Genomic DNA, 20,933 nt, shown 5'->3' on the forward strand with positions numbered 1-20,933 from the left:
TTTCTCAGGTGACTGGCAGCCCTCTTCCCCGCTCAGGCGGGGGTATTTCCGCCGGTGGTCTTATCGGGTTCCCACACACCAACTCTTCCCCGCTCAGGCGGGGGTATTTCCTGACCCGCCTTGCGTGAGCTCCATGAATAGGCCCTCTTCCCCGCTCAGGCGGGGGTATTTCCTTCCCGGGTTGCCATTCCCGGCCTCCTTTCTTCTCTTCCCCGCTCAGGCGGGGGTATTTCCTGAGAGGCAGAGGGGTACGCTGATGAGGTTTCCTCTTCCCCGCTCAGGCGGGGGTATTTCCATGTCCAACGTCAAGCTCGTTGATTCATCAGGCTCTTCCCCGCTCAGGCGGGGGTATTTCCGGTGCAGTATAGGCTCTTCCCCGCTCAAGCGGGGGTAGTTCTGTTGGTAACCACCACCTATGAACTCGGCTTAACCATTCTCCGCAAAAGCGGAGGAATGCCTTAGCGATACCCTTATCTGTACCAGACGCAGTGCAAAAAAGAGTTCAATGCTTTCAAGAAATACCCATTTAAACCAGAAATGACCACCTAGTTCGTGGTCATTTCTGATGTAGATGGTACCTACCCCAAGGGCTAGGCCAGCACCTGCCGCTTTGACGAAATCACGCCGGTTACGAAGCCGGCCAGGTGCAGGCCGCCGTGGAAGCGGGCGTGCTCAATCTTCACGCACCGGTCCATCACCACGTTCAGCCCGGCGTCCTCACCCAGCCGCGCAGCCTCCTCATTCCAGGAGCCCAGCTGCATCCACACCGTCTTCGCGCCCACCTCAATGGCCTCCTGAACCACACCCGGCAGGTCCTCGTTGCGGCGGAAAATCTCCACCAGGTCAGGGGCCTCCGGCAGGTCAGCCAGCGACGCGTACACCTTCTGCCCCAGCACCTCCTTACCCTTAGCCGCCAAAATCGGGTTCACAAAATACAGGGTGTAGGGGCTCGACGACTGCAAATACGTCGCCACAAAATACGAAGACCGCGAAATCTTGTCAGACATACCCACAATCGCAATAGACTTCGTCTCGTGCAAAATCTTCAGTCGCTCCGGCGCGCTGGGGCCTTCCCAGGTACGAATCTCAGTCACGGCTTAGGCCTCCTTCTTGGGTGCGGGAATTTCGCAGGCGGGCGCGGACGCCGGTGCGGACGTCCCAGCCCCCTCACGCGCTGCGCGCTCGGCAGCGTGGGCGGCGGCATCCGCCTCCAGCGCCTCCTTCTGGGCAGCTGCCTCAGCTTCGGCAGCTTCGCGGCGGGCCACCAGCTCGTCCGCACTGGCGGTGCCGACGAGCTCACCGGCGTGGTTGCGGCCGGAAGCAATAGTCAGAGCCTGGTCGAGGTCCCAGATAATGTCGACGGCATCTTCCAGACCCACCGAAATACGAATCAGGTCTTCACCCACGCCACCGGCTGCCAGCTGCTCAGCGGTCAGCTGCTGGTGGGTAGTTGAGGCGGGGTGCAGAATCAGAGTACGGGCATCGCCAATATTAGCCAGGTGCGATGCCAGCTGCAGGTTCTTGATGAACTCGGCGCCCACGTCGCGTCCGCCCGCCTTCTCGGTGCCGGCAACGCCGAAGGAGAAGACCGACCCAACGCCCAGCGGCAGCAGCTTCTGCGCCCGCTCATAGTGGGGGTGCTCCGGCAGGCCGGCGTAGTTAACGTAGGAGATGCGGGCGTCCTCGTTCAGCCAGGCGACGACGTCCTTGGCATTGGCCAGGTGAGCGTCCATGCGCTGGGGCAGGGTCTCAACACCCTGCAACAGGTTGAAAGCCGCCTGGGCTGAGAGGGAGGGGCCGAAGTCACGCAGCTGCTCCGAACGCAGCTTGGTGAGGAAGCCGTATTCACCGAAGTTACCCCACCAGGAAATGTTGTTGTAGGAGGGAATCGGCTCGGTCATGGTGGGGAATTTGCCGTTGCCCCAGTTGAAACGACCCGACTCAACGACCACGCCGCCCAGGGTGGTGCCGTGGCCGCCCAGGAACTTAGTGACCGAGTGAATCACGATGTCAGCGCCGTGTTCGATGGGGCGAATCAGGTAGGGGGTAGAGAGGGTGGCATCAACGACCAGGGGGATGTCGTTCTCGTGGGCCACGCGGGCCAGACCCTCAAGGTCAGCGACCTGGCCCGAGGGGTTAGCCACGATCTCGGTGTAAATAGCCTTGGTTTCGGGGCGGATTGCGGCGGCAAAATCGGCAGGGTCGGTGCCGTCCACAAAGGTGGTGTCAATGCCAAAACGACGCAGGGAAACATCCAGCTGGGTGATGGTGCCGCCGTAGAGGTTAGACGAAGCAACAATATGGTCACCGGTCTGGCAGAGCGCCGCAAAGGTAATGAACTCAGCAGCCATACCCGAGGCAGTCGCTACCGCACCGATACCGCCCTCCAGCGAGGCGATGCGCTCTTCCAGCACCGCCACGGTCGGGTTGCCCAGGCGGGAGTAAATATTGCCGTACTTCTGCAGGGCAAAAAGGTTGGCGGCGTCGTCCGCGTCCTTAAAAACAAAGGAGGTGGACTGGTAAATCGGAACCGCGCGAGCACCGTGCTCAGCGTCGGGGGTGCCGCCCGCGTGCAGGGCGCGGGTGCGGAAGCCAAAAGTATGCTCAGCCATGGACTCTCCTGATTGATAGGCATAGTTCTCTACCCTCCATAGTCACCCATGCCCGCGCGGCGGCGGTAACTTATTTCACGGTGTGAACAGGTTACGTAGCATTACCAGCTGGTGAAACGTCAAAAAGAAACCGCCCTAAGTCTTACTGACTGCGGTATATATTTGGGTCGCTTTCCACTAATCTTTATCCCGTATCGTACAAGCACCACTGGTAGAGTTTTACATGAATCCCCCTCCACATGTGGCTTCCCGTTCAGCGGTGTTTGCCGTGGAGGGGTTAATTTTTTGTGTACAGATATTTGTGTGATGTCGATAGTGACATCGGAATTAAGGGGTACTCCTCTCGCGACCTTCCAGATAAAGTGGCGTCCGCGCATCTTTCTACACCCGACAAAAGCCCACCAAACTCGCGTATAGCCCACCCCTCGCGTAAGCACAGCGCGATTCTAGTAGACGCTGAGCCCCACCAATCTAACGTGACCAAAACCCCCAGCCTCTCTACAAGCTAGCTCATAGGAAAACACAGGGTTCTACGAGAGAATAGAGAAAGTTTTGTCACCGGGCGGCTGCCCGCACTCGCAGAGAAAGGGCACTCGTGCTCCAGAACATTATCGACTGGGTTATCTCCGTCATGGAGGCCATCGGCTCCCCCGGAGTTGGCCTGGCCGTCTTCCTTGAGAACGTCTTCCCGCCCATCCCCTCCGAGGTCATCCTGCCGCTGGCCGGCTTCACCGCCTCCCAGGGCTCCATCAACGTAGTGGCCGCCTTTATCTGGGCGACCGTCGGCTCGCTCACCGGCGCCTACTTCCTCTACTACCTGGGTGCAGCTATCGGTGCCAACCGCCTGCGCAAGATCGCGGCCTGGATGTGGCTGGTGAAGGTTGAGGACGTCGACAACGCCCTAGCCTGGTTCGACAAGTACGGCAAGGCCTCCATCCTCATCGGCCGCGTCATCCCCGGCATTCGTTCACTCATCTCGATTCCCGCCGGCATCGACCGCATGAACCCGCTGACCTTCGGCCTCTACACCCTGCTCGGTTCTTCTATCTGGAACGCCCTGCTCATCTACTGTGGCTGGGTCCTGGGCGAAAACTGGGAAGCCGTTGAAGGCGTCATCGACCAGTACTCCAAGGTGGTCTACGCCCTGGTAGCCCTGGCCCTGGTGGCCGTCTTCATCTGGCTGCTGCGCCGCGCCCACCAGGAAAAGCGCGACGTAGCCTAACGGCGGGCGTCCGCACGGCTTAGCGGAGCCCCGCGCCCGCACCTGCCCCCTCACCCATGGGGACCTTAAAATTTAAAAGGGACCGCGTATTATGCGGTCCCTTTTAAGTTTTAAGGTCCCCTTTGAGGAAGTAGGGCACCCTAGGGCAGCGACCCCGCTACTTCCACAAACGATTACGGGCGTGCACCACCGACGGGCGGATCTGAATCCAGTCGCCGCAGGGCAGGCGCAGGGCCTTCTCACACCCAGACAGGGCGGTAATAATCGACTCGCAGCGCTGGTTGAACTCGGAAACATGCCCCTTGTCCACAATCTGCCCGGGGAAGTGCCGGTGCATCTTCGACACAGAATCCGACGACTCCTGCAGCCCGTGCCCGGTATGCCCCGGAATATGTTTGACCAGCACCCGGCGCTCCCGAATGGCCTCGGTCAGCCGCTCCATCTCGTCCAGAACCTGCTGGTTCTGCACACCCTCGGTAGCCCAAGTGTTGTAGACCCAGCGGTTGTGCGCCAGGCGCAGCACAAAGGTCAGCGCCCCCAGCGAATCGGTGTGAATAATCAGCTGCCGGCCACCGTGATAAAAGATATTAAAAGCAGCCAACATGGCCGAGAGCTCCCCGGTCATAATGTTCGTTGCATCGTAGTGGGAGTGGAAGAAGAAGCCGTCTTCGCTCACCCCGCCGATGCCCATGCGTCCGCCCTTTAAATACTTCTTATTGTTCGTTGACCTGTACGAACAGTCAGTAAAGACGCTGTACTCCACCAGCTTCTCAACCGGCAGCTGGGCGGTATTCTTCTCAAACTCAGCATGGGCCAGGCGCGAGGCCTCGTCCATGAAGTGGGGCATGAGCTCCCCCGCGGGAGTGCCAATCAGCTTCACGTGAATCTCCCCCAGCGAGTGCGACTCGTAGGGGTTCATCACCTTATCAATGGAGCGGTACTCCAGAAAATCGCGGAAGGCCGTGAACTTGCGGAAGAGCAGCTTCAGATAGTGCTTGTCGGCGGCCACGGTGATGAGGTTGGTCTTGTAGTCCTCGGGGATAGCCTCCATCGCGGCCAGGATAGCGCGGCCCAGCATGTCGGTGTGCACGGTGTCGCAGGGGTCCATGAGGCTGTGGGTCAGGGATTCGGCGATAGGCTCGCTCTCAATCACCTCACGCTCGCCGTTTTCACGCGAGATAAAGGCGAAGGACGTCAACCCCACATGGCAGTTACCGGCGGCTCGCACCTGGTCCATGACCACCACAATCACTGCCACGCCCTGCTCGGTGAACCCTGCCGGGTAAGAGCTGGTGTAGTCCGGCGGTTCCCAGGTCAGCTCACATTTTTTGATATGTGCAGGCGTAATTTCCACATTATTCATCTCCTAAGGGGTGTCTATAGTTGTTTTGCTTACTCTTTAAAGCTATACCAACTCCACGCCCTTTTGCCAACAGGTGAGGGGCATCGGAGCCTTCTTCACTCTCTCGGTGAACGCCCACCAGCTTCGCGGAGCGTCCACCCCGTGCGTAGGCACTGTGCGAGTCTGGTAAGCACTCGCGCGGAGCGGGCGAGCGGACGGACGCCGAAGCAGCCCGGCAGGAGACAAACCGGGCAGGACTACAGAACCCCAACACAGGGACGCCCCGCCCCGGCTTACGTAAGCCGGGGCGGGCGTCCTTATCTTGGGTGAAAACCGAGGTTTACTCGGGAACGATGCGCACTGCGCCCTTATCGGCGCTGGTGACCATGGAGGCGTAGGCACGCAGGGCGCTGGAGACCTGGCGTTCGCGGGGCTTGGTGGGCTTCCAGGGGGCAGGGCCCTTCTTGGCACGGCGCTCGGCCAGTACCTCGTCGGAGACGTTCACGCGCAGGATGCGATTGTGAACATCGATCTCAATCTCATCCCCGTGCTCAATCAGACCCACAGCGCCACCGGCAGCAGCCTCGGGAGAAATATGGCCAATGGAGATACCGGAGGTGCCGCCCGAGAAACGTCCGTCGGTAATCAGGGCGCACTTCTTACCCAGACCCAGGCCCTTGAGGTAGGAGGTGGGGTAGAGCATTTCCTGCATGCCGGGGCCGCCCTTGGGGCCCTCGTACTGGATGACGACGATGTCGCCCTCCTTCACGTTCTTCGACAGGATCTCGAAGACGGCCTCGTCCTGGGACTCCACCACGAAGGCCTTGCCGACGAAGTGGAAGAGCTCCTCGTCGATACCGGCGCTCTTGATGATGGCCCCGTCCTCGGCGATGTTGCCGTAGAGAACGGCCAGGCCGCCGTCCTTGGTGTAGGCGTGCTCAACGGCGCGGATGCAGCCGTTTTCGGCGTCGGTTTCGTGGCTCTCGTACTTGTTGGCGGTGGAGAAGGCCTGGGTGGTGCGGACACCGCCGGGGGCAGCCAGGAAGAGCTCCTTGGCGGTGTCGGTGGCGGCGCCGGAGCGGATGTCCCAGTCAGACAGCCACTGTTCCAGGGAGCCGGAGTGCACGGAGTGGACGTCGCGGTTCAGCAGACCGGCGCGATCCAGCTCACCGAGCAGGGCAGGAATACCGCCTGCGCGGTGCACGTGCTCGATGTGGTACTTGGTGGAATTGGGGGCTACCTTGGCCAGGCAGGGCACCTTGCGGGAAATCGCGTCGATGTCGCGCAGAGTGAAGTCGACGCCAGCTTCGTGAGCAATCGCCAGGATATGCAGAACGGTGTTGGTGGAGCCGCCCATGGCAACGTCCAGGGCCATAGCGTTCTCGAAGGCGGCCTTGGTGGCGATGGAGCGGGGCAGCACAGACTCGTCGTCCTGCTCGTAGTAGCGCTTGGCCAGCTCAACAATCTTGGCGCCAGCTTCGAGGAAGAGCTGCTTGCGGGCGACCTGGGTGGCCAGGGTGGTGCCGTTACCGGGTAGGGCAAGACCGATCGCCTCATTGAGGCAGTTCATGGAGTTAGCGGTGAACATACCGGCACAGGAACCGCAGGTGGGGCATGCATTCTTCTCAACCTGAGCCAGGGCGTCATCGGTGACATTATCGTCCACCGCCATGACCATGGCATCCACCAGGTCAAGGCGGTGCTCAACGACTCCCTCAATGCCTTCGCCGGACTCCATAGGCCCGCCGGAGACGAAGATGACGGGGATGTTCAGGCGCATAGCTGCCAGGAGCATACCGGGGGTGATCTTGTCGCAGTTAGAGATGCAGACCAGGGCGTCGGCGCGGTGGGCGTTGACCATGTATTCGACCGAGTCGGCAATCAGGTCGCGGGAGGGCAGGGAGTAGAGCATACCGTCGTGGCCCATGGCGATACCGTCGTCCACGGCGATGGTGTTGAATTCCTTGGCTACACCGCCTGCTTCGCGGATAGCCCCGGCGACCAGTTCGCCCATGTTCTTCAGGTGCACGTGGCCGGGCACGAACTGGGTGAAGGAGTTGGCGATAGCGATGATGGGCTTGCCGAAGTCGTCGTCGCCCATGCCGGTGGCGCGCCACAGTGCGCGGGCACCTGCCATGTTTCTACCGTGGGTTGATGTACGCGAGCGCAGTTCTGGCATCGTTAGCTCCCAAGAAAGTTTGTGGTTGGAGGTTTGGGTACTAGTCTACGCCTGAGCGCGGGTAGTCCACAGGGTGGGAAGCGGCGTTCTCACATAGTGAAGATAGGGGCGGACGGTCTCTCCTCCACTCCCCTGCCAAGGGGCAGGGACGGCAGGACGGGCGTCCGCGGGACACTACTCCAGTAAGCCTCGCATAAATCTCAGCGCATATTCCAGAAGCTGGGGGTGGCTATCGTCAACTAGGGTAAATCCAAAGCGCTCAAAGGCCCGTTGAGACTTTGTATTTCTGCGATCGATAGCGCAGGTCATGATGTCGCTAGTGAGGTCTTTAAATTTGGGGTGCTCTTGGGCTGTGATAACGCATTGCTGAATAAGCTGTTGTGCAATTCCCTGGTTTTGGGCGTGGGCGGCCGTAGAGATATAGGTAATGTCGAAGACATCATCATAGGGGCGATATGTAATGAGAGCGACAGCTGCTATCTGCTCCTCCAAGAAAGCTCCGATAGAGACCTTGTAGGGATCTCGGGCAATTTTCTGGGGCTGAGTTTCCCGGACGAAGCTTTGAACCTTTAGCTCCCATTCCGCGGGGTGTGAAGCGGTGTGGTAGTGCCGCTTGGCAGGGTAGGTGCAGACCCATTGTTGAAGGGCCGGTATATCGCTTGTGCTGAGCTCTCGAAAATACACGTAGGCCCCTAGTTTTTGAGGGCTAATCCTACTGGGGTAGGCTCGAGCTGCTCAAGGGCTCTACGATGCTGAGCCGAAAAAGCCCGGTTCTGCTGGGTTTCGTATTCCGATGCGAGGGTTTTTCGCTCTGTATCCGTTAGGCCGTCGTTCCCGATAGCCGTGGTGTGATGGCGCAGAACTTTTTGCAGGGTTTGACGGGCCGCTCGATGAGTGGGCTGCCAGCGAGTTGCATCTTTAGCGTTTAAGGTCATAGTTCTGCTCCTTTCCTTGGTCTTGTTGTTTCGAGTCTAACAAGTAGCTCTTGGGGATGACTAGGGGCGGACGGTTCCGCACCGCGCCCTCTCAAAGGGGACCTCAAAACCTAAAAGGGACCGCATAATATGAGGTCCCTTTTGAGTTTTGCGGTCCCCTTACGGTGAGGCAGGGGCTCATGACGCGCGTATGACGCGCATCCGTCACCGAAGTTCATTTTTGAAATATGCCGTCTTAGGGCCTGGAGGGCTTGGGGGCTCGCAAGGTGGGGGTGTTAGCTGGGTTTATGGCCGCTGACGCAAGCAGCCTCTACAGCCGTAGGACTACCCCAGGAGCAGATTATGCCCATCAATACCGACCGTATTCTGACCACTCACGTTGGTTCCCTGCCGCGCAGCCAGCGCCTGATTGAAGCAAATGCCACCCGCCGCGATGGCAGCATAGACGAGGCAGATTTCCAGCAGATTCTGACCGAGGAAACCCAGGCAGTGATTGACCGCCAGGTAGACATCGGTATCGACATTGTGAACGACGGCGAGTACGGGCATGCCATGAGTCAGGCCGTGGATTACGGCGCCTGGTGGCACTACTCCTTTGCCCGCACCGGCGGTCTAAAACTGCTGACCGAGGGCAACCCCGCTAACGAGGTACACCGTTCTGAGGCGGGCAAGCTCAAGTACACCAGCTTTGCTGACCGCCGTGACTGGACCCGTTTTCAGGACTTCTACACCGCGGAGCTCGATCTGGGCAACGACCCCGACCGCAGTTTCCCTGTTACCGTTGCCCCGTTAACCTACCAGGGGCAGGACGAGGTGGGGCGGGACGTCCGCAACCTGGCAGCTGCCACCGAGGGCAAGGGGACGCACAGTGCTTTTGTTGCTGCCCTGTCACCCGGGTCAGCTGCCCGCGTGGGTAACCTCTACTACCCCACCGATAAGGAGCACATCTACGCCTGGGCCGATGTGCTGAAGGAAGAGTACAAGGCCATCACCGATGCCGGCTTCACCCTGCAAATCGACGACCCTTCCGTGGCTGAGGGCTGGGACCAGATTAACCCCGAGCCCAGCGTCCGCGACTACCTTGATTTTATTCAGGTGGCCGTTGATGCCCTCAACTACGCGCTGGAGGATATTCCGACCGAGCAGACCCGCTTCCACCTCTGTTGGGGATCCTGGCACGGGCCTCACAGCACCGACCTGGAATTCAAGCACCTGGCCGACACCCTGCTGTCTATTGACGCAGCCGGTTACACCTTTGAGGCCGCTAACGCGCGGCACGCCCACGAGTGGAAGGTCTGGGAGAACCTGGAGCTGCCCGAGGGCAAGTACGTGATTCCTGGTGTTGTCTCGCACTCGACCAACCTGATTGAGCACCCTGAGCTGGTTGCCCAGCGCATCGAGCAGTTTGCTCAGGTGGTGGGCAAGGAGAACGTGGTGGCGTCAACCGACTGCGGTCTGGGCGGACGCCTGCACCCCGACCTTGCCTGGGCCAAGCTGGAATCGCTGACGGCAGGTGCCCGCATCGCCAGTGAGCGCCTCTTCGGCTAGGGCTAGACCCCACCCCACCATTAAAGGGGACCGCATAACTTCAAAGGGACCGCGTAGTATGCGGTCCCTTTGAAGTTATGCGGTCCTCTTGCTGCGGGGCCAGGGGAGGCGAGCGGACGCTGGTGGGGGCCGCTTCTTACAACCCGAAAGTGCGTTTCGCGCCACATTTCCATCAGGGGTGCTCTCGTTAACCAGAGTTTTTGCAGGTCAAACTCGTACCCTCCTGGAAAAAACCGGCATGTCACATTCCTGTCTAACGTGTGACACACATTTACATGTGTGTCTCTCGCAAACACCCCGTGCGAGTCCTAGACTATAGGGAAACACAATCACCGTGTGAAACTCTCACTCCATCTCGCACAATGTGCTCTTGCACCTGTTACTTAGGGGAACCAAATGGGAAAGTTTGAACGCATCTACCACGATCTGGCTCGTGACATTGATGAAGGCAAGTACGGCGTGGGCGATTTGCTGCCCAGCGAAAAGAAGCTGACCGAAAAGTACAATGTCTCCCGTGAGACCGCCCGCAAGGCTCTGGCCATTCTGACCGACCGCGGCTACATTCAGCGCATCATGGGCAAGGGCTCCCTGGTCATCGACCACAAGCGCTACTCCATTCCCGTGTCTTCACTGGTGAGCTACAAGGAGTTTGCCGAGTCAGCCAGCCGCGACACCCAGACCGAACTGGTTGAACTGGAAGACGCCCTACTGCCGCATGTACCCTTCCAGGCCCTGACGGACGGCTCCGTAGAGCAGGTGCCCGTCACCCACATCATGCGAGTTCGCCACATGGACGGCGCCCCCGCCATCATCGACCACGACTACATCATCAAGAGCGTGGTTGCCGAGATCCCCCGCGAAGTCGCTGAGGATTCCCTCTACAACTATTTTGAGGGCGAACTGGGTCTGAACATTGTGTCATCTGCCAAGCAGATCACCATCGAGCAGGCTACCCCCAACGATGCCAAGTACCTGAACCTGCACGCTGGCGAGTACGTTGCTGTGACCACCTCTATCACTGTGCTTGAGGACGGCACCGCCTTCCAGTACACCATCTCCCGCCACCGCGCTGACAAGTTCCGTTACCTGGACTTCGCGCACCGCCGCCAGGAAATTCCGGTTTCTGAATAAAGTTCCACATCGGCTGTAACAACAGCCGAAGCACCTGTTAGACAGGTAAGGTTAAGGAGCGTATCCCGCTTTGACGGGGCACGCTTCTTTTCTTTTACCCCACCTAACCTACCGGGCGCAGCCACCCCAGCACCGGCGTCCTACCCTTTGGAGCACACCATGAGCTTTCACGATAAGGTCATCTACCAGGTCTACCCCAAGTCCTTCTACGACTCGAACGGCAACGGGGTGGGCGACTTACGGGGCATTATCGAGAAGGTCCCCTACATTGCCTCCCTGGGGGTGGACATGGTCTGGTTCAACCCCTTCTTTGTCTCACCGCAGAACGATAACGGCTACGACATCGCTAACTACTACGAGGTAGACCCCGAGATGGGTACCATGGCGGACGCCGAAGAGCTGATTGCAGCCCTGGGGCGAGAAGGAATCGGGGTGATGTTCGATATGGTGCTCAACCATGTCTCAACCGAGCACGAGTGGTTCCAGCGAGCTCTGGCCGGCGAGAAGGAGTACCAGGATTTCTTCTACCTGCGCCCCCTACAGGAGGACGGCTCCCTGCCGACCAACTGGGAGTCCAAGTTCGGCGGCCCGGCCTGGTCACAGTTTGGCGACACCGACCTCTACTACATGCACCTCTACGACGTGACCCAGGCAGATCTGAACTGGCATAACCCCAGGGTGCGTGAAGAACTCTTTAAGGTCGTGAATTTCTGGAAGGACAAGGGCGTTCGCGGCTTCCGCTTTGACGTGCTCAACGTGATTGGCAAGGCTGAGGAACTGCGGGATGCCGCACCCGGCGAGAACGACAAGCTCATCTACACCGACACCGACCGTGTCCACCCCTGGGTGCAGGAACTGCACCGGGCTACCTTTGGCGACACCGAGGGCACCGTGACCGTGGGCGAGATGTCGTCCACCACCATCGACAGCAGCGTGCGCTACACCAACCCGGCCAACCAGGAGCTGGATATGGTCTTCTCCTTCCACCACCTCAAGGTGGACTATGACGGTGCCGAAAAATGGTCTGATGTGCCCTTTGATTTCATGGCTCTTAAGGGCCTGCTGACCGACTGGGCGGTAGGTATTCAGGCGGGAGGTGGCTGGCAGGCGTCCTTCTGGAATAACCACGACCAGCCCCGCGCCATCAACCGCTTTGGTGATGTGGAGCATTACCGGGCTGAGTCCGCCACCATGCTGGCTGCCGCCGTGCACCTGACCCGCGGCACCCCCTACATCTACCAGGGCGAAGAGATCGGCATGGTTGATCCGGTCTATTCGTCCATGGATGACTACGTGGACGTTGAATCCCACAACGCCTTTGCCATTCTGCAGGAGCGGGGCGTGAGCGAGGCCGAGGCCTTCCGCATTGTCACCAAGAAGTCCCGTGACAACTCCCGAACCCCCATGCAATGGGATTCTTCCGAATTCGCCGGTTTCTCGCGGGTAAAGCCCTGGCTCATGCCCACCTCGCAGGCCGACATTAACGTGGAGCGCGAAGAGGCTGAGGGCACCATTCTGCCCTTCTACCGGGAGCTGGTGCGCCTGCGACACGAGTTGCCGCTGATTGCTGAGGGTTCCTACGAGCCCTTTGCCCGCGAGCACGAGAGCGTCTACGGGTTTGTACGAGAGTACGAGGGTCAGCGCCTGCTGGTGCTCTGCAACTTCTACGGTAAGGACGCCCCCGTGCAGCTGCCTGCCGAGTTCGCGGCGGGGTCGGTGCTCCTGTGTAATTACAAGAATTCTTCTGCGCTGGACGCCGCCACTGACGCAGGCACCCTTACCCTGCGACCCTATGAGGCGGTAGCGGTACTGGCTGGCTAGCCCTTGAGCTGCTCCACGACCTCGAGCAGGGCGTGCATATCGCCACTGAGGGCAAGGTTGGGGCGGGACTCACTACTGGCAACCGCCGCGTTGTAGTAGAGCCCGTCCCCCATTAGCAAGATAGCTCGTGCCACCGCATCCGAGGGCACCTCGGCCCGAATCATCTCAAACCAGCGGCCCTGGATCCTGTCATAGACCCCGGCGACCTTCTCGGCGGCGTCCTGACGCAGACGCGACGCGGCCACAAAAACCCGGACAAACGGGGTGTCCTGGTACATGGAGGTGCGCACATAGTAGGCGCAGGCCCCGGCAGGGTCATCTGCCATGGCCTTGAAATCCCGCTCAGCAAGCGCCCAGGCCCGTTCCAACAGCCCGTCGATTAGGGCGGTCTTATCGGGGAAGTGGTAGAGCAGGCCACCCTTCGACACCCCGGCGCGGGAGGCAATAGCGTTCATGGACGCCGCCCGCTCCCCCTCTTCAATGAGCAGGGCTTCGTAGGCGTCGAGGATTTTTTCGCGAGAACTCATGTGTTCCACCCTACCGGGCTGGCACTTGAAAACAAAACCGTCCAGACGGTACAGTAATCTGTGTTGAACTAAAGCTACCGACGCAACACCCGCACCCAGCGGGCATCCAACCCCAGGTAGCCGTCCTCACGAAAGAGCAGACATGCACCCCGCAACCGGCCAGATGAGAGTCGTCACCGAACCCACCACAGCACCCTACTCCCGCCGCTGGGCGGCCCTGGCCGTCCTTATGCTGCCGGTGCTCCTGGTCTCTGTCGACAACACCGTGCTCTCCTTTGCCCTACCCGAAATCTCAGCCCAGCTCTCTCCCAGCGGCACCCAGCTGCTCTGGATCAACGACATCTACCCGCTGATTCTTTCGGGCCTGCTCATCCCCGCAGGTAGCATGGGTGACCGCTTTGGCCGCCGCACCATGCTCCTGTTAGGCGGCTTCGGCTTTACCGTCATCTCGGCAGCCGCTGCCTTCGCGCCCACCGCCGCCTGGCTCATTGCCGCCCGCGCCGGCATGGGTATCTTCGGGGCTATGCTCATGCCCGCAACACTCTCGATTATCCGCAACATGTTCTCCGATGCCACCGAACGCCGCACCGCCATCGCTATCTGGGCGTCCGGCTTTGCTGGCGGCGCAGCCCTGGGCCCCGTCGTCGGCGGCTTCCTGCTGGAGCACTTCTACTGGGGTTCGGTCTTCCTCATGGCCGTCCCCGTCCTCCTGCCCATGCTCCTGCTGGGCTTCTGGCTGATCCCCAACTCCAAGGACCCCAACCCCGGCACCATCGACTTCGTCAGCATCGCCCTGATTATGGCGACCATGACCCCCTTCGTCTACGCCATCAAGCACTTCGCGCACGACGGCTTCGACCTGCTCACCGTCGTCCTGCTGCTAATTGCCTCCGCCTGCGGTGTTGCCTTTACCCGCCGTCAGCTGGCGCGCACCAACCCCATGCTGGACGTGCGCCTCTTCACCAACAAGCAGTTCACCGGTGCGGTTCTCACCAATCTCATGGCGATCTTCTCGCTGGTCGGCTTCCTCTACTTCGTCTCCCAGCACCTGCAGCTGGTGAGCGGCCACTCCCCCTTTAGCGCGGCCCTGGTACTGCTGCCCGGCCTGGTGCTGACCGTCATTGCAGGCCTGGTCGTGGTGTACATCGTCAAGGTGGTCAAGCCCTGGATTGTGATTGCCGGCGCCCTGCTCATGAACGCAGCGGCCTTCACCCTGGTCTTCTTCACCGCCGATTCTGGCTCAGACACCGGTATTCTGGTCGCCTTTGCCCTGCTCGGTGTGGGCATTGGCTTCGCTGAGACCCTGACCAACGACATCATCCTGGCCGCTGTGCCCCCGCACAAGGCGGGTGCGGCGTCCGCTATCTCCGAGACCGCCTACGAGACCGGCTCGGTTATGGGCACGGCGATTCTGGGGTCGATCCTGAACGCGGCCTATGTTGCCCACCTGGTGGTGCCCGAGGGGGTTAGTGCAGCGGACGCGGACGCTGCCCGCGAGACCCTGGGCGGGGCTGCGGAAACCGCCGAACGCATCGGTGGGGAAACCGGCGCTGCTCTGCTGGCTTCGGCCCAGCACGCCTTCGACTCCGGCGTAGTCTACACCTCTGCCATCGGCGTGGTGCTCATGCTGATTTGCGCCGTGATGGTGGTGCGCACCCTGCGCGGAGTGAAGATGTAGGGACGCACCGCCCCACCAGGGTAGGTACCATCTAAATCAGAAAAACCCACCAACTAGGTGGGTTTTTCTGATTTAAATGGTCTTTTCCGGGGAGTAGGCCAGCAGACCGCTAAAGCCATTCTTTCTTCTTAAAGACCACCCACAGCCCAAAGGACACCACAACCATCAGCAGCAGGGACGCCGGGTAGCCGAAGGTCCAGTGAAGTTCGGGCATCACGTCAAAGTTCATGCCGTAAATCGAGCCAATGACGGTGGGGGCCACCAGGATCGCAGCCCAGGCCGAGATTCTCTTCATGTCGTCATTCTGCCGCTCAGCCACGATAGTTGAGTTCACCGCCAGGGCATTCTCGAGAGAGGAACGCAGGTCGTCTACCCGGTCAACCACATGAATCACGTGGTCTTTCACGTCACGGAAGTGGCGGAGCAACTCAAGCTGGTGCTCATCGCCGGTCTCAGCCTGAATACGAATACGCCCCATGAGCAGGTCCAGCATCTGCCCCACCGGTTTGACCGCCCGTTTGAAGTCGCTGACCTCGTTCAGCAGGCTGTAGATGCGCTGCGATATCTCTCTGGCTTCGGAGTTATCGGAGAAGAGGGCGTCCTCGATTTCGTCACCGTCGTTTTCTAGCCCCTCAATGACGGGGAAGTAGCCGTCCACGAGCATATCGAGCACCCGGTGCAGGAAGGCCAGTGGGTAGGCCTGCATGGTGGGGCTCTCCAGTGCGCCCGAGAAGACCGCGTCCATGGTGCGCTGGGTGGTGTCGACAGAGCGCAGGGCATCTTTGACAAGCCAAATCACGAAGTTCTCGCCCACGAACATGTGGGTTTCACCGAAACGGATCTCTTCGGTGTCATCGAGGTAGATCGCCGGGCGGAGCACCAGGTAGTAGGTGCTGCCGTAGCGATCGAGCTTGGAGCGCTGATGGCCCTGCTCGGAGTCTTCAACGGCGAGGGGGTGCAGGTCGAAGAGGCCGGTGAGGGTGGTGAGGTCGTCGCGGGAGGGGTCAACCAGGCCGATATAAGCGCAATCGGTGCCGGGAGTGAAGGCCCGGGCAAGGTCGGCGAGGGAGTCGTAGCCGGTGACGGCCCCGGTGGTGTGGTTGAGTGTGTTGAGTAAGGGCATGGTGTCTATCGTAGTCCTTCTACAAAAAGACCATTTAAATCAGAAAAACCCACCTAGTTGGTGGGTTTTTCTGATTTAGATGGTACCTACCCGGTGCAGGGGAAGGGGCGCGGACGTCCGCCCTACTTCTCGTCCTCAATCAGGTCGCGCACCACGATGGTCTGCTCGCGGCCGGGGCCAACGCCGATGGCCGAGATACGGCAGCCGGAGATTTCTTCCAGCTTCTCCAAGTACTTGCGGGCGTTCTCGGGCAGTTCATCGAGGGTCTTGGCCTCGGTGATGTCTTCGGTCCAGCCGTCGAAGTACTCGTAGATGGGCTTGGCGTGGTGGAAGTCTGACTGGGTCATGGGCATCTCGTCGTGACGCACGCCGTCCACGTCGTAGGCAACGCAGACGGGAATCTTCTCTAGCCCGGTGAGCACGTCCAGCTTGGTGATGAAGAGGTCGGTGAAGCCGTTGATGCGCACAGCCTGGCGGGCCAGAACCGCGTCGTACCAGCCGCAGCGGCGGGGGCGGCCGGTGTTCACGCCGAACTCGCCACCGGTGGTACGCAGGAATTCGCCCATGTCATCGAAGAGTTCGGTGGGGAAGGGGCCAGCGCCCACGCGGGTGGTGTAGGCCTTCTGAATACCGATGACGCGGGAAATGCGGGTGGGGCCGACGCCGGATCCAACGGAGGCGCCACCTGCGGTGGGGTTAGAGGAGGTGACGAAGGGGTAGGTGCCGTGGTCTACGTCGAGGAAGGTAGCCTGGCCACCTTCCATGAGCAGGGTCTTGCCCTCGTCCAGGGCCTTGTTGAGCAGCTGGGTTGATTCAACGATCATGGGTGCCAGGCGGTCGGCGAAGCTCATGAAGTAATCAACGATTTCTTCAACCTCGACGTGGCGGCGGTTGTAGACCTTGACCAGCAGTTCGTTCTTCTGACGCAGGGCGCCTTCAACCTTCTGGCGCAGGATGGACTCGTCGAGGATGTCCTGCACACGAATGCCCAGGCGTCCTACCTTGTCCATGTAGGTGGGGCCGATACCGCGGCCGGTGGTGCCGATGGCACGCTTGCCCAAGAAGCGTTCGGTGACCTTGTCCATGGTCTGGTGGTAAGGCGCTACCAGGTGGGCATTCGCTGAAATTTTGAGCTTGGAGGTGTCAGCCCCACGGGCTTCAAGACCGTCGATTTCTTCAAAGAGAGCTTCGGGGTTGACGACGACACCGTTACCAATGACGGGTACAGCGTTTTCTGAGAGGATGCCGGCGGGAAGGAGCTTGAGCTCGAACTTCTGGCCGTTGACGACGACGGTGTGGCCTGCGTTGTTACCGCCGTTGGGCTTGACGACGTAGTCGACGCGGCCGCCGAGCAGGTCGGTTGCTTTGCCCTTACCTTCGTCGCCCCACTGGGCGCCTACAATCACAATTGCTGGCATAAGTCTTACTCCTGAATAGGGTGGTCACCTGCCGGGTTTCACGGCGGTGGGGTGGGGCTGCGCGGCCTGTGCAGACGGCGCGGACGCAGGGCACACCATTCTTAAGGATAGCAAGGGTGGTTTGTGTTTGGGCAGGTGTTCCAGGTTTTGCGCTACTAGCGGTAGAAGGTGGGCGGACGCCGGGCGGTACTTTAGAAGATGTGCAGGTGTGCTGGAAGGACTTAGGTAGAGGGCACCAATGAAGCACTAAGAAATAATATGACTTGTAGTCAGAGCTTACTCAGAATGTCTTTAAACTGGTAGGTATGAGCGAAAACCCATACACACCTAACACTCCGTCTTCTCAACCTGGTCAGCCCGAAGCGCCAGCATCGTCTGCCGGTGCTTATGCCGCACCGGGCCAGTACCCCTACCAGGACCCCTACGCCGCGCAACAGCAACCTAACGGCAAAAAGCCTAAGAATGTGGTTGGTCTGGTGGCTCTGGGCCTGGGCGTTCTCGGCTTTATTTTGGCTTGCATTCCCGCCGTTGCCGTCCTTGGCTGGCTCTTGCTGTTTGCAGCTTTTGTGACCGGCATTGTTGGCCTTTTCCAGAAGAACAAGGAAAAGGTCACCTCGATTATCGCCATTGCACTCTCGGTGATCGGGTCAGTGATTTCAGGTATCGTCCTGTTTTTCTTTGCGCTCAATACCATCGCCAACGATTCTGAGCTCCAGCAGAGCCTACAAGAGCTTGAGTCAGCGGTAGCTAGCCCGACGGCAACTGCTCCCATAAGGTCTACAGCCCCTGCTAGCCCTGCAGCCCCAACCACAACTACCCCGGCGACAACTGCCCCTGCGACAACTGCCCCTGCTGCTTCGAGCGCGCCGTCTACCGAAGCATCCCAGCAGACTAATTCTGCTAGTAGTGATGTCCCACGCGATTACAGCAATGCCCTTTCAACCGCAAACCGCTACCTCAGCATCATGGATTTCTCGTACGCAGGTCTCTACGAGCAACTCACCAGTGAATACGGTGAAAAGTTCTCACCTGAGGCGGCCCAGTATGCAATGGATAATCTCAACGCTGACTGGAATGCTGAAGCCTTGGGAAGCGCACAGAACTACATCGATATCATGCCTTTCTCATACGCGGGTCTCTATGACCAGTTAACTAGTGAATACGGCGAACAGTTCACACCTGAGCAGGCTCAATATGCGGTAGATAATGTCAAGGCAGATTGGAATGCTGAGGCTCTGGAGTCAGCCCGTAATTACCTAGATACTATGGATATGAGCACAGACCGTCTCTACGATCAACTCATTAGCGAATACGGTGAAAAATTCACCCCCGAACAGGCCCAGTACGCCATCGATAATCTCTAAAACTAGAAAATATCAAAGCCCGCTCTGCCCCTTTCTCTGAAATGGGGTCAGTGCGGGCTTTTGTGTGTGTAGAAGTTCTTGGCGGGCCGTATTATGGAGCTATGAGTTCTACCCCTCACGTTCTTTTTATCTGCCAGTCCAATAAGGGCAAGTCTCAGATGGCTGAGGCCCTGATGAACCTCCATGCGCAAGGACGCGTGCGGGCGACGTCCGCAGGCACCAAGGCTGCGGTGGGCAGCGCGGTTAACGCTGAATCTGCCGCTTCGCTCGCTGAAATCGGTGCGGATATGAGCAAGGGCGTACCCAAGTTCGCGAGCGCCGATGACCTGGCAGCGGCTGACCGCATTGTGATTCTGGGTGGGGCGGCCCAGCTTGAAACTACGGATGAGGCGGTTCTGGCTAAGACCGAACGCTGGAACACCGTTGAGCCCTCCCACGATGGAATTGAAGGAGCTGAGCGCATGAACCTGATTCGGGACGATATCGACGCCCGCGTCCGCGCCCTGTTGACTGAGCTTACCGCCTAGTCCGGTATAAAAGGCCGCCCTTTTCTCCTGCCTCCGAGAAATCTCACCGGAGGTAGGAGAAAAGGGCGGCCTATCTTATTGGGGTTGGTTTAGAAGGGGGCGATTTTCTCCGGGGCCGGGAAAATCTCGTCAAGCAGGGCAAGCTCGTCCGCGTCAAACCGGCGGACAATAGCTGCCGCGTTGGCGCGTACCTGCTCAGGGCGCGTCGCCCCGGCAATCACTGAAGCAACCGGTGCCTGCTGGGCCAGCCAGGAGAAGGCAACCTGCACCTCGGTTAGGCCGCGCTCGGCGGCGAAGGCTGAGAAGGCTTCAAGCTGGTCCCAGTTGGCACCCTCAAGGAGCTCGGGCTTGATGCGGGTCAGGCGGCCGTCGGACGGGGCTGTCTTGCGGCTGTACTTGCCCGTCAGTAGGCCGTTGGCTAGGGGGAAGTAGGGCAGGACGCCCAGGCCGAAAGCCCGCGCGGCCGGCAGAACCTCAAGCTCAGCGCGGCGGTCGAGCAGGTTGTAGTTGTTCTCTGCCGCAATGTAGCGGTGGCCTAGGGCCCGGCCTAGGTGCTCGGCGTGGGCGATTTGCCAGCCGGCGTGGTTGGAGTGGCCGATGTACCGCACCTTGCCCTGGTCGATGAGGGTGCCCAGGGCGGAGAGGGTTTCTTCCATGGGGGTGGCGGGGTCGGGGGTGTGGTGGAAGTAGAGGTCGATGTAGTCGGTGCCCAGGCGGCTCAGTGACGCTTCGACTGCCCGCATGATGTAGCGGCGGGAGCCTCGCACCCCGTGGTCGGTGCCGTTGGCCCCGCCCATGTCCATGCCGAACTTGGAGACAATCACAATCTCATCGCGGTCTATGCCTGTCTCGCGCAGGGCTTGCCCGAACATGGTTTCAGAGACGCCCGGTTCAGACCCGTAGATATCGGCGACATCGAAGAGGGTGATACCGGCGTCAACGGCAGCGGTGAGGACGGCGTTGGTTCCGGCCTGGCTTTCGGTTGCGGTTTTGGCCCGGCCTAGGTTGTTGCACCCCAGGCCGACGGTGGATACGGTCAGGCCGCTCTGACCTAGTTGGCGGTATTCAATGCTCATATCCCCTACCCTACGCCCACCGGCCTCCTGGTGCCAGGGGCCGGGGCGGGGGCGTCCTTTCCCTTCCCTTAAGGTGGTGCCCGGGCCGCAAACGTCCCGGGCACCACCCCTCACACACAAAGGGACAAGATACCTTGAAAGGAATTCAGATGGTTTTAGTTCAGCTGGGTGTCACGTCCATCTGAGAAGGTTCCGGCAAAATTCAGGCCGGTGGTGCGCTGGATCCAGGCGGAGGACTGGTTCAGCAGGGCGTATTGGGATCCGGCGTTGATGTTGGCTCCGGGGTCGTTGGTGTCGCCCTTGGAGCAGACGCCGACGACCCGGCCACCGACGATGAGGGGCCCGCCGGAGTCGCCATGGTTGGCGGCGCCTGTGACACCGTTGACCTGGGCGGCGGGGGGGCCGCGTCCTTTCAGAAAGACTCGGTGAA

Annotated in this window: 17 protein-coding genes, 1 pseudogene and 1 CRISPR repeat array (1 of these 19 only partly in view); of the genes and pseudogenes, 7 read left to right on the top strand and 11 right to left on the bottom strand. The window is 60.0% G+C overall.

The window, feature by feature from the left end; all coding sequences use genetic code 11:
* Positions 1-356: direct repeats of the CRISPR family, unit length 29 nt; unit sequence CTCTTCCCCGCTCAGGCGGGGGTATTTCC; it begins 955 nt to the left of the window's first position.
* 70 nt (positions 357-426) lie between these two features.
* From ACEE43_RS07385 to ACEE43_RS07395, 3 genes and pseudogenes are all read right to left on the bottom strand, one after another.
* Positions 427-606 (bottom strand): annotated as a pseudogene (locus ACEE43_RS07385) (hypothetical protein); the annotation flags it as partial.
* Positions 591-1,094 carry a CoA-binding protein gene (locus ACEE43_RS07390; protein ID WP_135012911.1) on the bottom strand — a complete coding sequence of 168 codons (504 nt, stop codon included), beginning with the start codon at positions 1,092-1,094 and terminating at the stop codon, positions 591-593. The pseudogene ACEE43_RS07385 and the gene ACEE43_RS07390, both read right to left, overlap by 16 nt.
* Positions 1,095-1,097: 3 nt before the next feature.
* Complete coding sequence (locus ACEE43_RS07395; protein ID WP_449107628.1) at positions 1,098-2,612, bottom strand: O-acetylhomoserine aminocarboxypropyltransferase/cysteine synthase family protein; 1,515 nt, start codon at positions 2,610-2,612, stop codon at positions 1,098-1,100.
* Between the two features lie 595 nt (positions 2,613-3,207).
* On the opposite strand from ACEE43_RS07395, the gene ACEE43_RS07400 reads away from it, so the two are divergent.
* A complete protein-coding gene (locus ACEE43_RS07400; protein WP_449107629.1) occupies positions 3,208-3,834 on the top strand; it encodes a DedA family protein in 627 nt (208 codons plus the stop codon).
* 157 nt (positions 3,835-3,991) lie between these two features.
* Here ACEE43_RS07400 and ACEE43_RS07405 read toward each other — a convergent pair whose 3' ends face one another.
* From ACEE43_RS07405 to ACEE43_RS07415, 3 genes are all read right to left on the bottom strand, one after another.
* Positions 3,992-5,188, bottom strand: a complete 1,197-nt coding sequence (locus ACEE43_RS07405) for an RNase H family protein (protein ID WP_449107630.1) — start codon at positions 5,186-5,188, stop codon at positions 3,992-3,994.
* A gap of 328 nt (positions 5,189-5,516) precedes the next feature.
* Positions 5,517-7,355 (bottom strand): dihydroxy-acid dehydratase, encoded by a 1,839-nt coding sequence (ilvD, locus tag ACEE43_RS07410; RefSeq protein WP_449107631.1) that lies wholly within the window; start codon positions 7,353-7,355, stop codon positions 5,517-5,519.
* Between the two features lie 174 nt (positions 7,356-7,529).
* The gene (locus ACEE43_RS07415) at positions 7,530-8,039 is read right to left on the bottom strand and encodes a GNAT family N-acetyltransferase (RefSeq protein ID WP_449107632.1); all 510 of its coding nucleotides are present in this window, start codon (positions 8,037-8,039) and stop codon (positions 7,530-7,532) included.
* Between the two features lie 593 nt (positions 8,040-8,632).
* Here ACEE43_RS07415 and ACEE43_RS07420 point away from each other — a divergent pair.
* The 3 genes from ACEE43_RS07420 (at position 8,633) to ACEE43_RS07430 (ending at position 12,790) form a co-directional block, all read left to right on the top strand.
* Positions 8,633-9,838, top strand: coding sequence for a cobalamin-independent methionine synthase II family protein (locus ACEE43_RS07420; protein ID WP_449107633.1), 1,206 nt, complete (start codon positions 8,633-8,635; stop codon positions 9,836-9,838).
* A gap of 396 nt (positions 9,839-10,234) precedes the next feature.
* Positions 10,235-10,969 (top strand): trehalose operon repressor, encoded by a 735-nt coding sequence (gene treR / locus ACEE43_RS07425; protein ID WP_237199233.1) that lies wholly within the window; start codon positions 10,235-10,237, stop codon positions 10,967-10,969.
* A gap of 159 nt (positions 10,970-11,128) precedes the next feature.
* Entirely contained in the window at positions 11,129-12,790 is a 1,662-nt protein-coding gene (locus tag ACEE43_RS07430; RefSeq protein WP_449107634.1) for an alpha,alpha-phosphotrehalase, read from the top strand.
* Here ACEE43_RS07430 and ACEE43_RS07435 read toward each other — a convergent pair.
* Positions 12,787-13,317: a TetR/AcrR family transcriptional regulator gene (locus ACEE43_RS07435; RefSeq protein ID WP_449107635.1), complete on the bottom strand. Its 531-nt coding sequence runs from the start codon at positions 13,315-13,317 to the stop codon at positions 12,787-12,789. The two genes, ACEE43_RS07430 and ACEE43_RS07435, sit on opposite strands and share 4 nt — an antisense overlap.
* Positions 13,318-13,459: 142 nt before the next feature.
* Between ACEE43_RS07435 and ACEE43_RS07440 the strand changes: the two genes are divergently transcribed.
* Positions 13,460-14,995 (top strand): MFS transporter, encoded by a 1,536-nt coding sequence (locus tag ACEE43_RS07440; RefSeq protein WP_449107636.1) that lies wholly within the window; start codon positions 13,460-13,462, stop codon positions 14,993-14,995.
* Between the two features lie 109 nt (positions 14,996-15,104).
* On the opposite strand, the gene ACEE43_RS07445 is transcribed toward ACEE43_RS07440, so the two are convergent.
* Together ACEE43_RS07445 and ACEE43_RS07450 are read right to left on the bottom strand one after the other, a co-directional pair.
* The gene (locus ACEE43_RS07445; protein ID WP_237242659.1) at positions 15,105-16,118 is read right to left on the bottom strand and encodes a magnesium and cobalt transport protein CorA; all 1,014 of its coding nucleotides are present in this window, start codon (positions 16,116-16,118) and stop codon (positions 15,105-15,107) included.
* 122 nt (positions 16,119-16,240) lie between these two features.
* Positions 16,241-17,536 carry an adenylosuccinate synthase gene (locus tag ACEE43_RS07450; RefSeq protein ID WP_449107637.1) on the bottom strand — a complete coding sequence of 432 codons (1,296 nt, stop codon included), beginning with the start codon at positions 17,534-17,536 and terminating at the stop codon, positions 16,241-16,243.
* Positions 17,537-17,841: 305 nt separating this feature from the next.
* Here ACEE43_RS07450 and ACEE43_RS07455 point away from each other — a divergent pair, with 305 nt between their 5' ends.
* Both ACEE43_RS07455 and ACEE43_RS07460 read left to right on the top strand, forming a co-directional pair.
* A complete protein-coding gene (locus tag ACEE43_RS07455; protein ID WP_449107638.1) occupies positions 17,842-18,900 on the top strand; it encodes an Ltp family lipoprotein in 1,059 nt (352 codons plus the stop codon).
* Positions 18,901-19,001: 101 nt separating this feature from the next.
* On the top strand, positions 19,002-19,427 hold the full coding sequence (locus ACEE43_RS07460; RefSeq protein ID WP_449107639.1) for an arsenate-mycothiol transferase ArsC: 426 nt from the start codon (positions 19,002-19,004) through the stop codon (positions 19,425-19,427).
* An 89-nt stretch (positions 19,428-19,516) separates the two neighbouring features.
* Here ACEE43_RS07460 and ACEE43_RS07465 read toward each other — a convergent pair whose 3' ends face one another.
* Together ACEE43_RS07465 and ACEE43_RS07470 are read right to left on the bottom strand one after the other, a co-directional pair.
* Positions 19,517-20,503, bottom strand: coding sequence for an aldo/keto reductase (locus ACEE43_RS07465; protein ID WP_449107640.1), 987 nt, complete (start codon positions 20,501-20,503; stop codon positions 19,517-19,519).
* A gap of 155 nt (positions 20,504-20,658) precedes the next feature.
* Positions 20,659-20,919 (bottom strand): trypsin-like serine protease, encoded by a 261-nt coding sequence (locus ACEE43_RS07470; RefSeq protein WP_449107714.1) that lies wholly within the window; start codon positions 20,917-20,919, stop codon positions 20,659-20,661.
* Positions 20,920-20,933 lie beyond the last annotated feature (14 nt).

This window comes from Rothia sp. 11254D007BW, assembly GCF_053548195.1.

Excerpts from the sequence above, each read along its gene's own strand:
- ACEE43_RS07430 (WP_449107634.1), top strand. The coding sequence starts at position 11,129 with ATGAGCTTTCACGATAAGGTCATCTACCAGGTCTACCCCAAGTCCTTC.
- ACEE43_RS07440 (WP_449107636.1), top strand. The coding sequence starts at position 13,460 with ATGCACCCCGCAACCGGCCAGATGAGAGTCGTCACCGAACCCACCACA.
- ACEE43_RS07435 (WP_449107635.1), bottom strand. The coding sequence starts at position 13,317 with ATGAGTTCTCGCGAAAAAATCCTCGACGCCTACGAAGCCCTGCTCATT.
- ACEE43_RS07450 (WP_449107637.1), bottom strand. The coding sequence starts at position 17,536 with ATGCCAGCAATTGTGATTGTAGGCGCCCAGTGGGGCGACGAAGGTAAG.
- treR (WP_237199233.1), top strand. The coding sequence starts at position 10,235 with ATGGGAAAGTTTGAACGCATCTACCACGATCTGGCTCGTGACATTGAT.
- ACEE43_RS07420 (WP_449107633.1), top strand. The coding sequence starts at position 8,633 with ATGCCCATCAATACCGACCGTATTCTGACCACTCACGTTGGTTCCCTG.
- ACEE43_RS07460 (WP_449107639.1), top strand. The coding sequence starts at position 19,002 with ATGAGTTCTACCCCTCACGTTCTTTTTATCTGCCAGTCCAATAAGGGC.
- ACEE43_RS07395 (WP_449107628.1), bottom strand. The coding sequence starts at position 2,612 with ATGGCTGAGCATACTTTTGGCTTCCGCACCCGCGCCCTGCACGCGGGC.
- ACEE43_RS07455 (WP_449107638.1), top strand. The coding sequence starts at position 17,842 with ATGAGCGAAAACCCATACACACCTAACACTCCGTCTTCTCAACCTGGT.
- ACEE43_RS07445 (WP_237242659.1), bottom strand. The coding sequence starts at position 16,118 with ATGCCCTTACTCAACACACTCAACCACACCACCGGGGCCGTCACCGGC.
- ilvD (WP_449107631.1), bottom strand. The coding sequence starts at position 7,355 with ATGCCAGAACTGCGCTCGCGTACATCAACCCACGGTAGAAACATGGCA.
- ACEE43_RS07465 (WP_449107640.1), bottom strand. The coding sequence starts at position 20,503 with ATGAGCATTGAATACCGCCAACTAGGTCAGAGCGGCCTGACCGTATCC.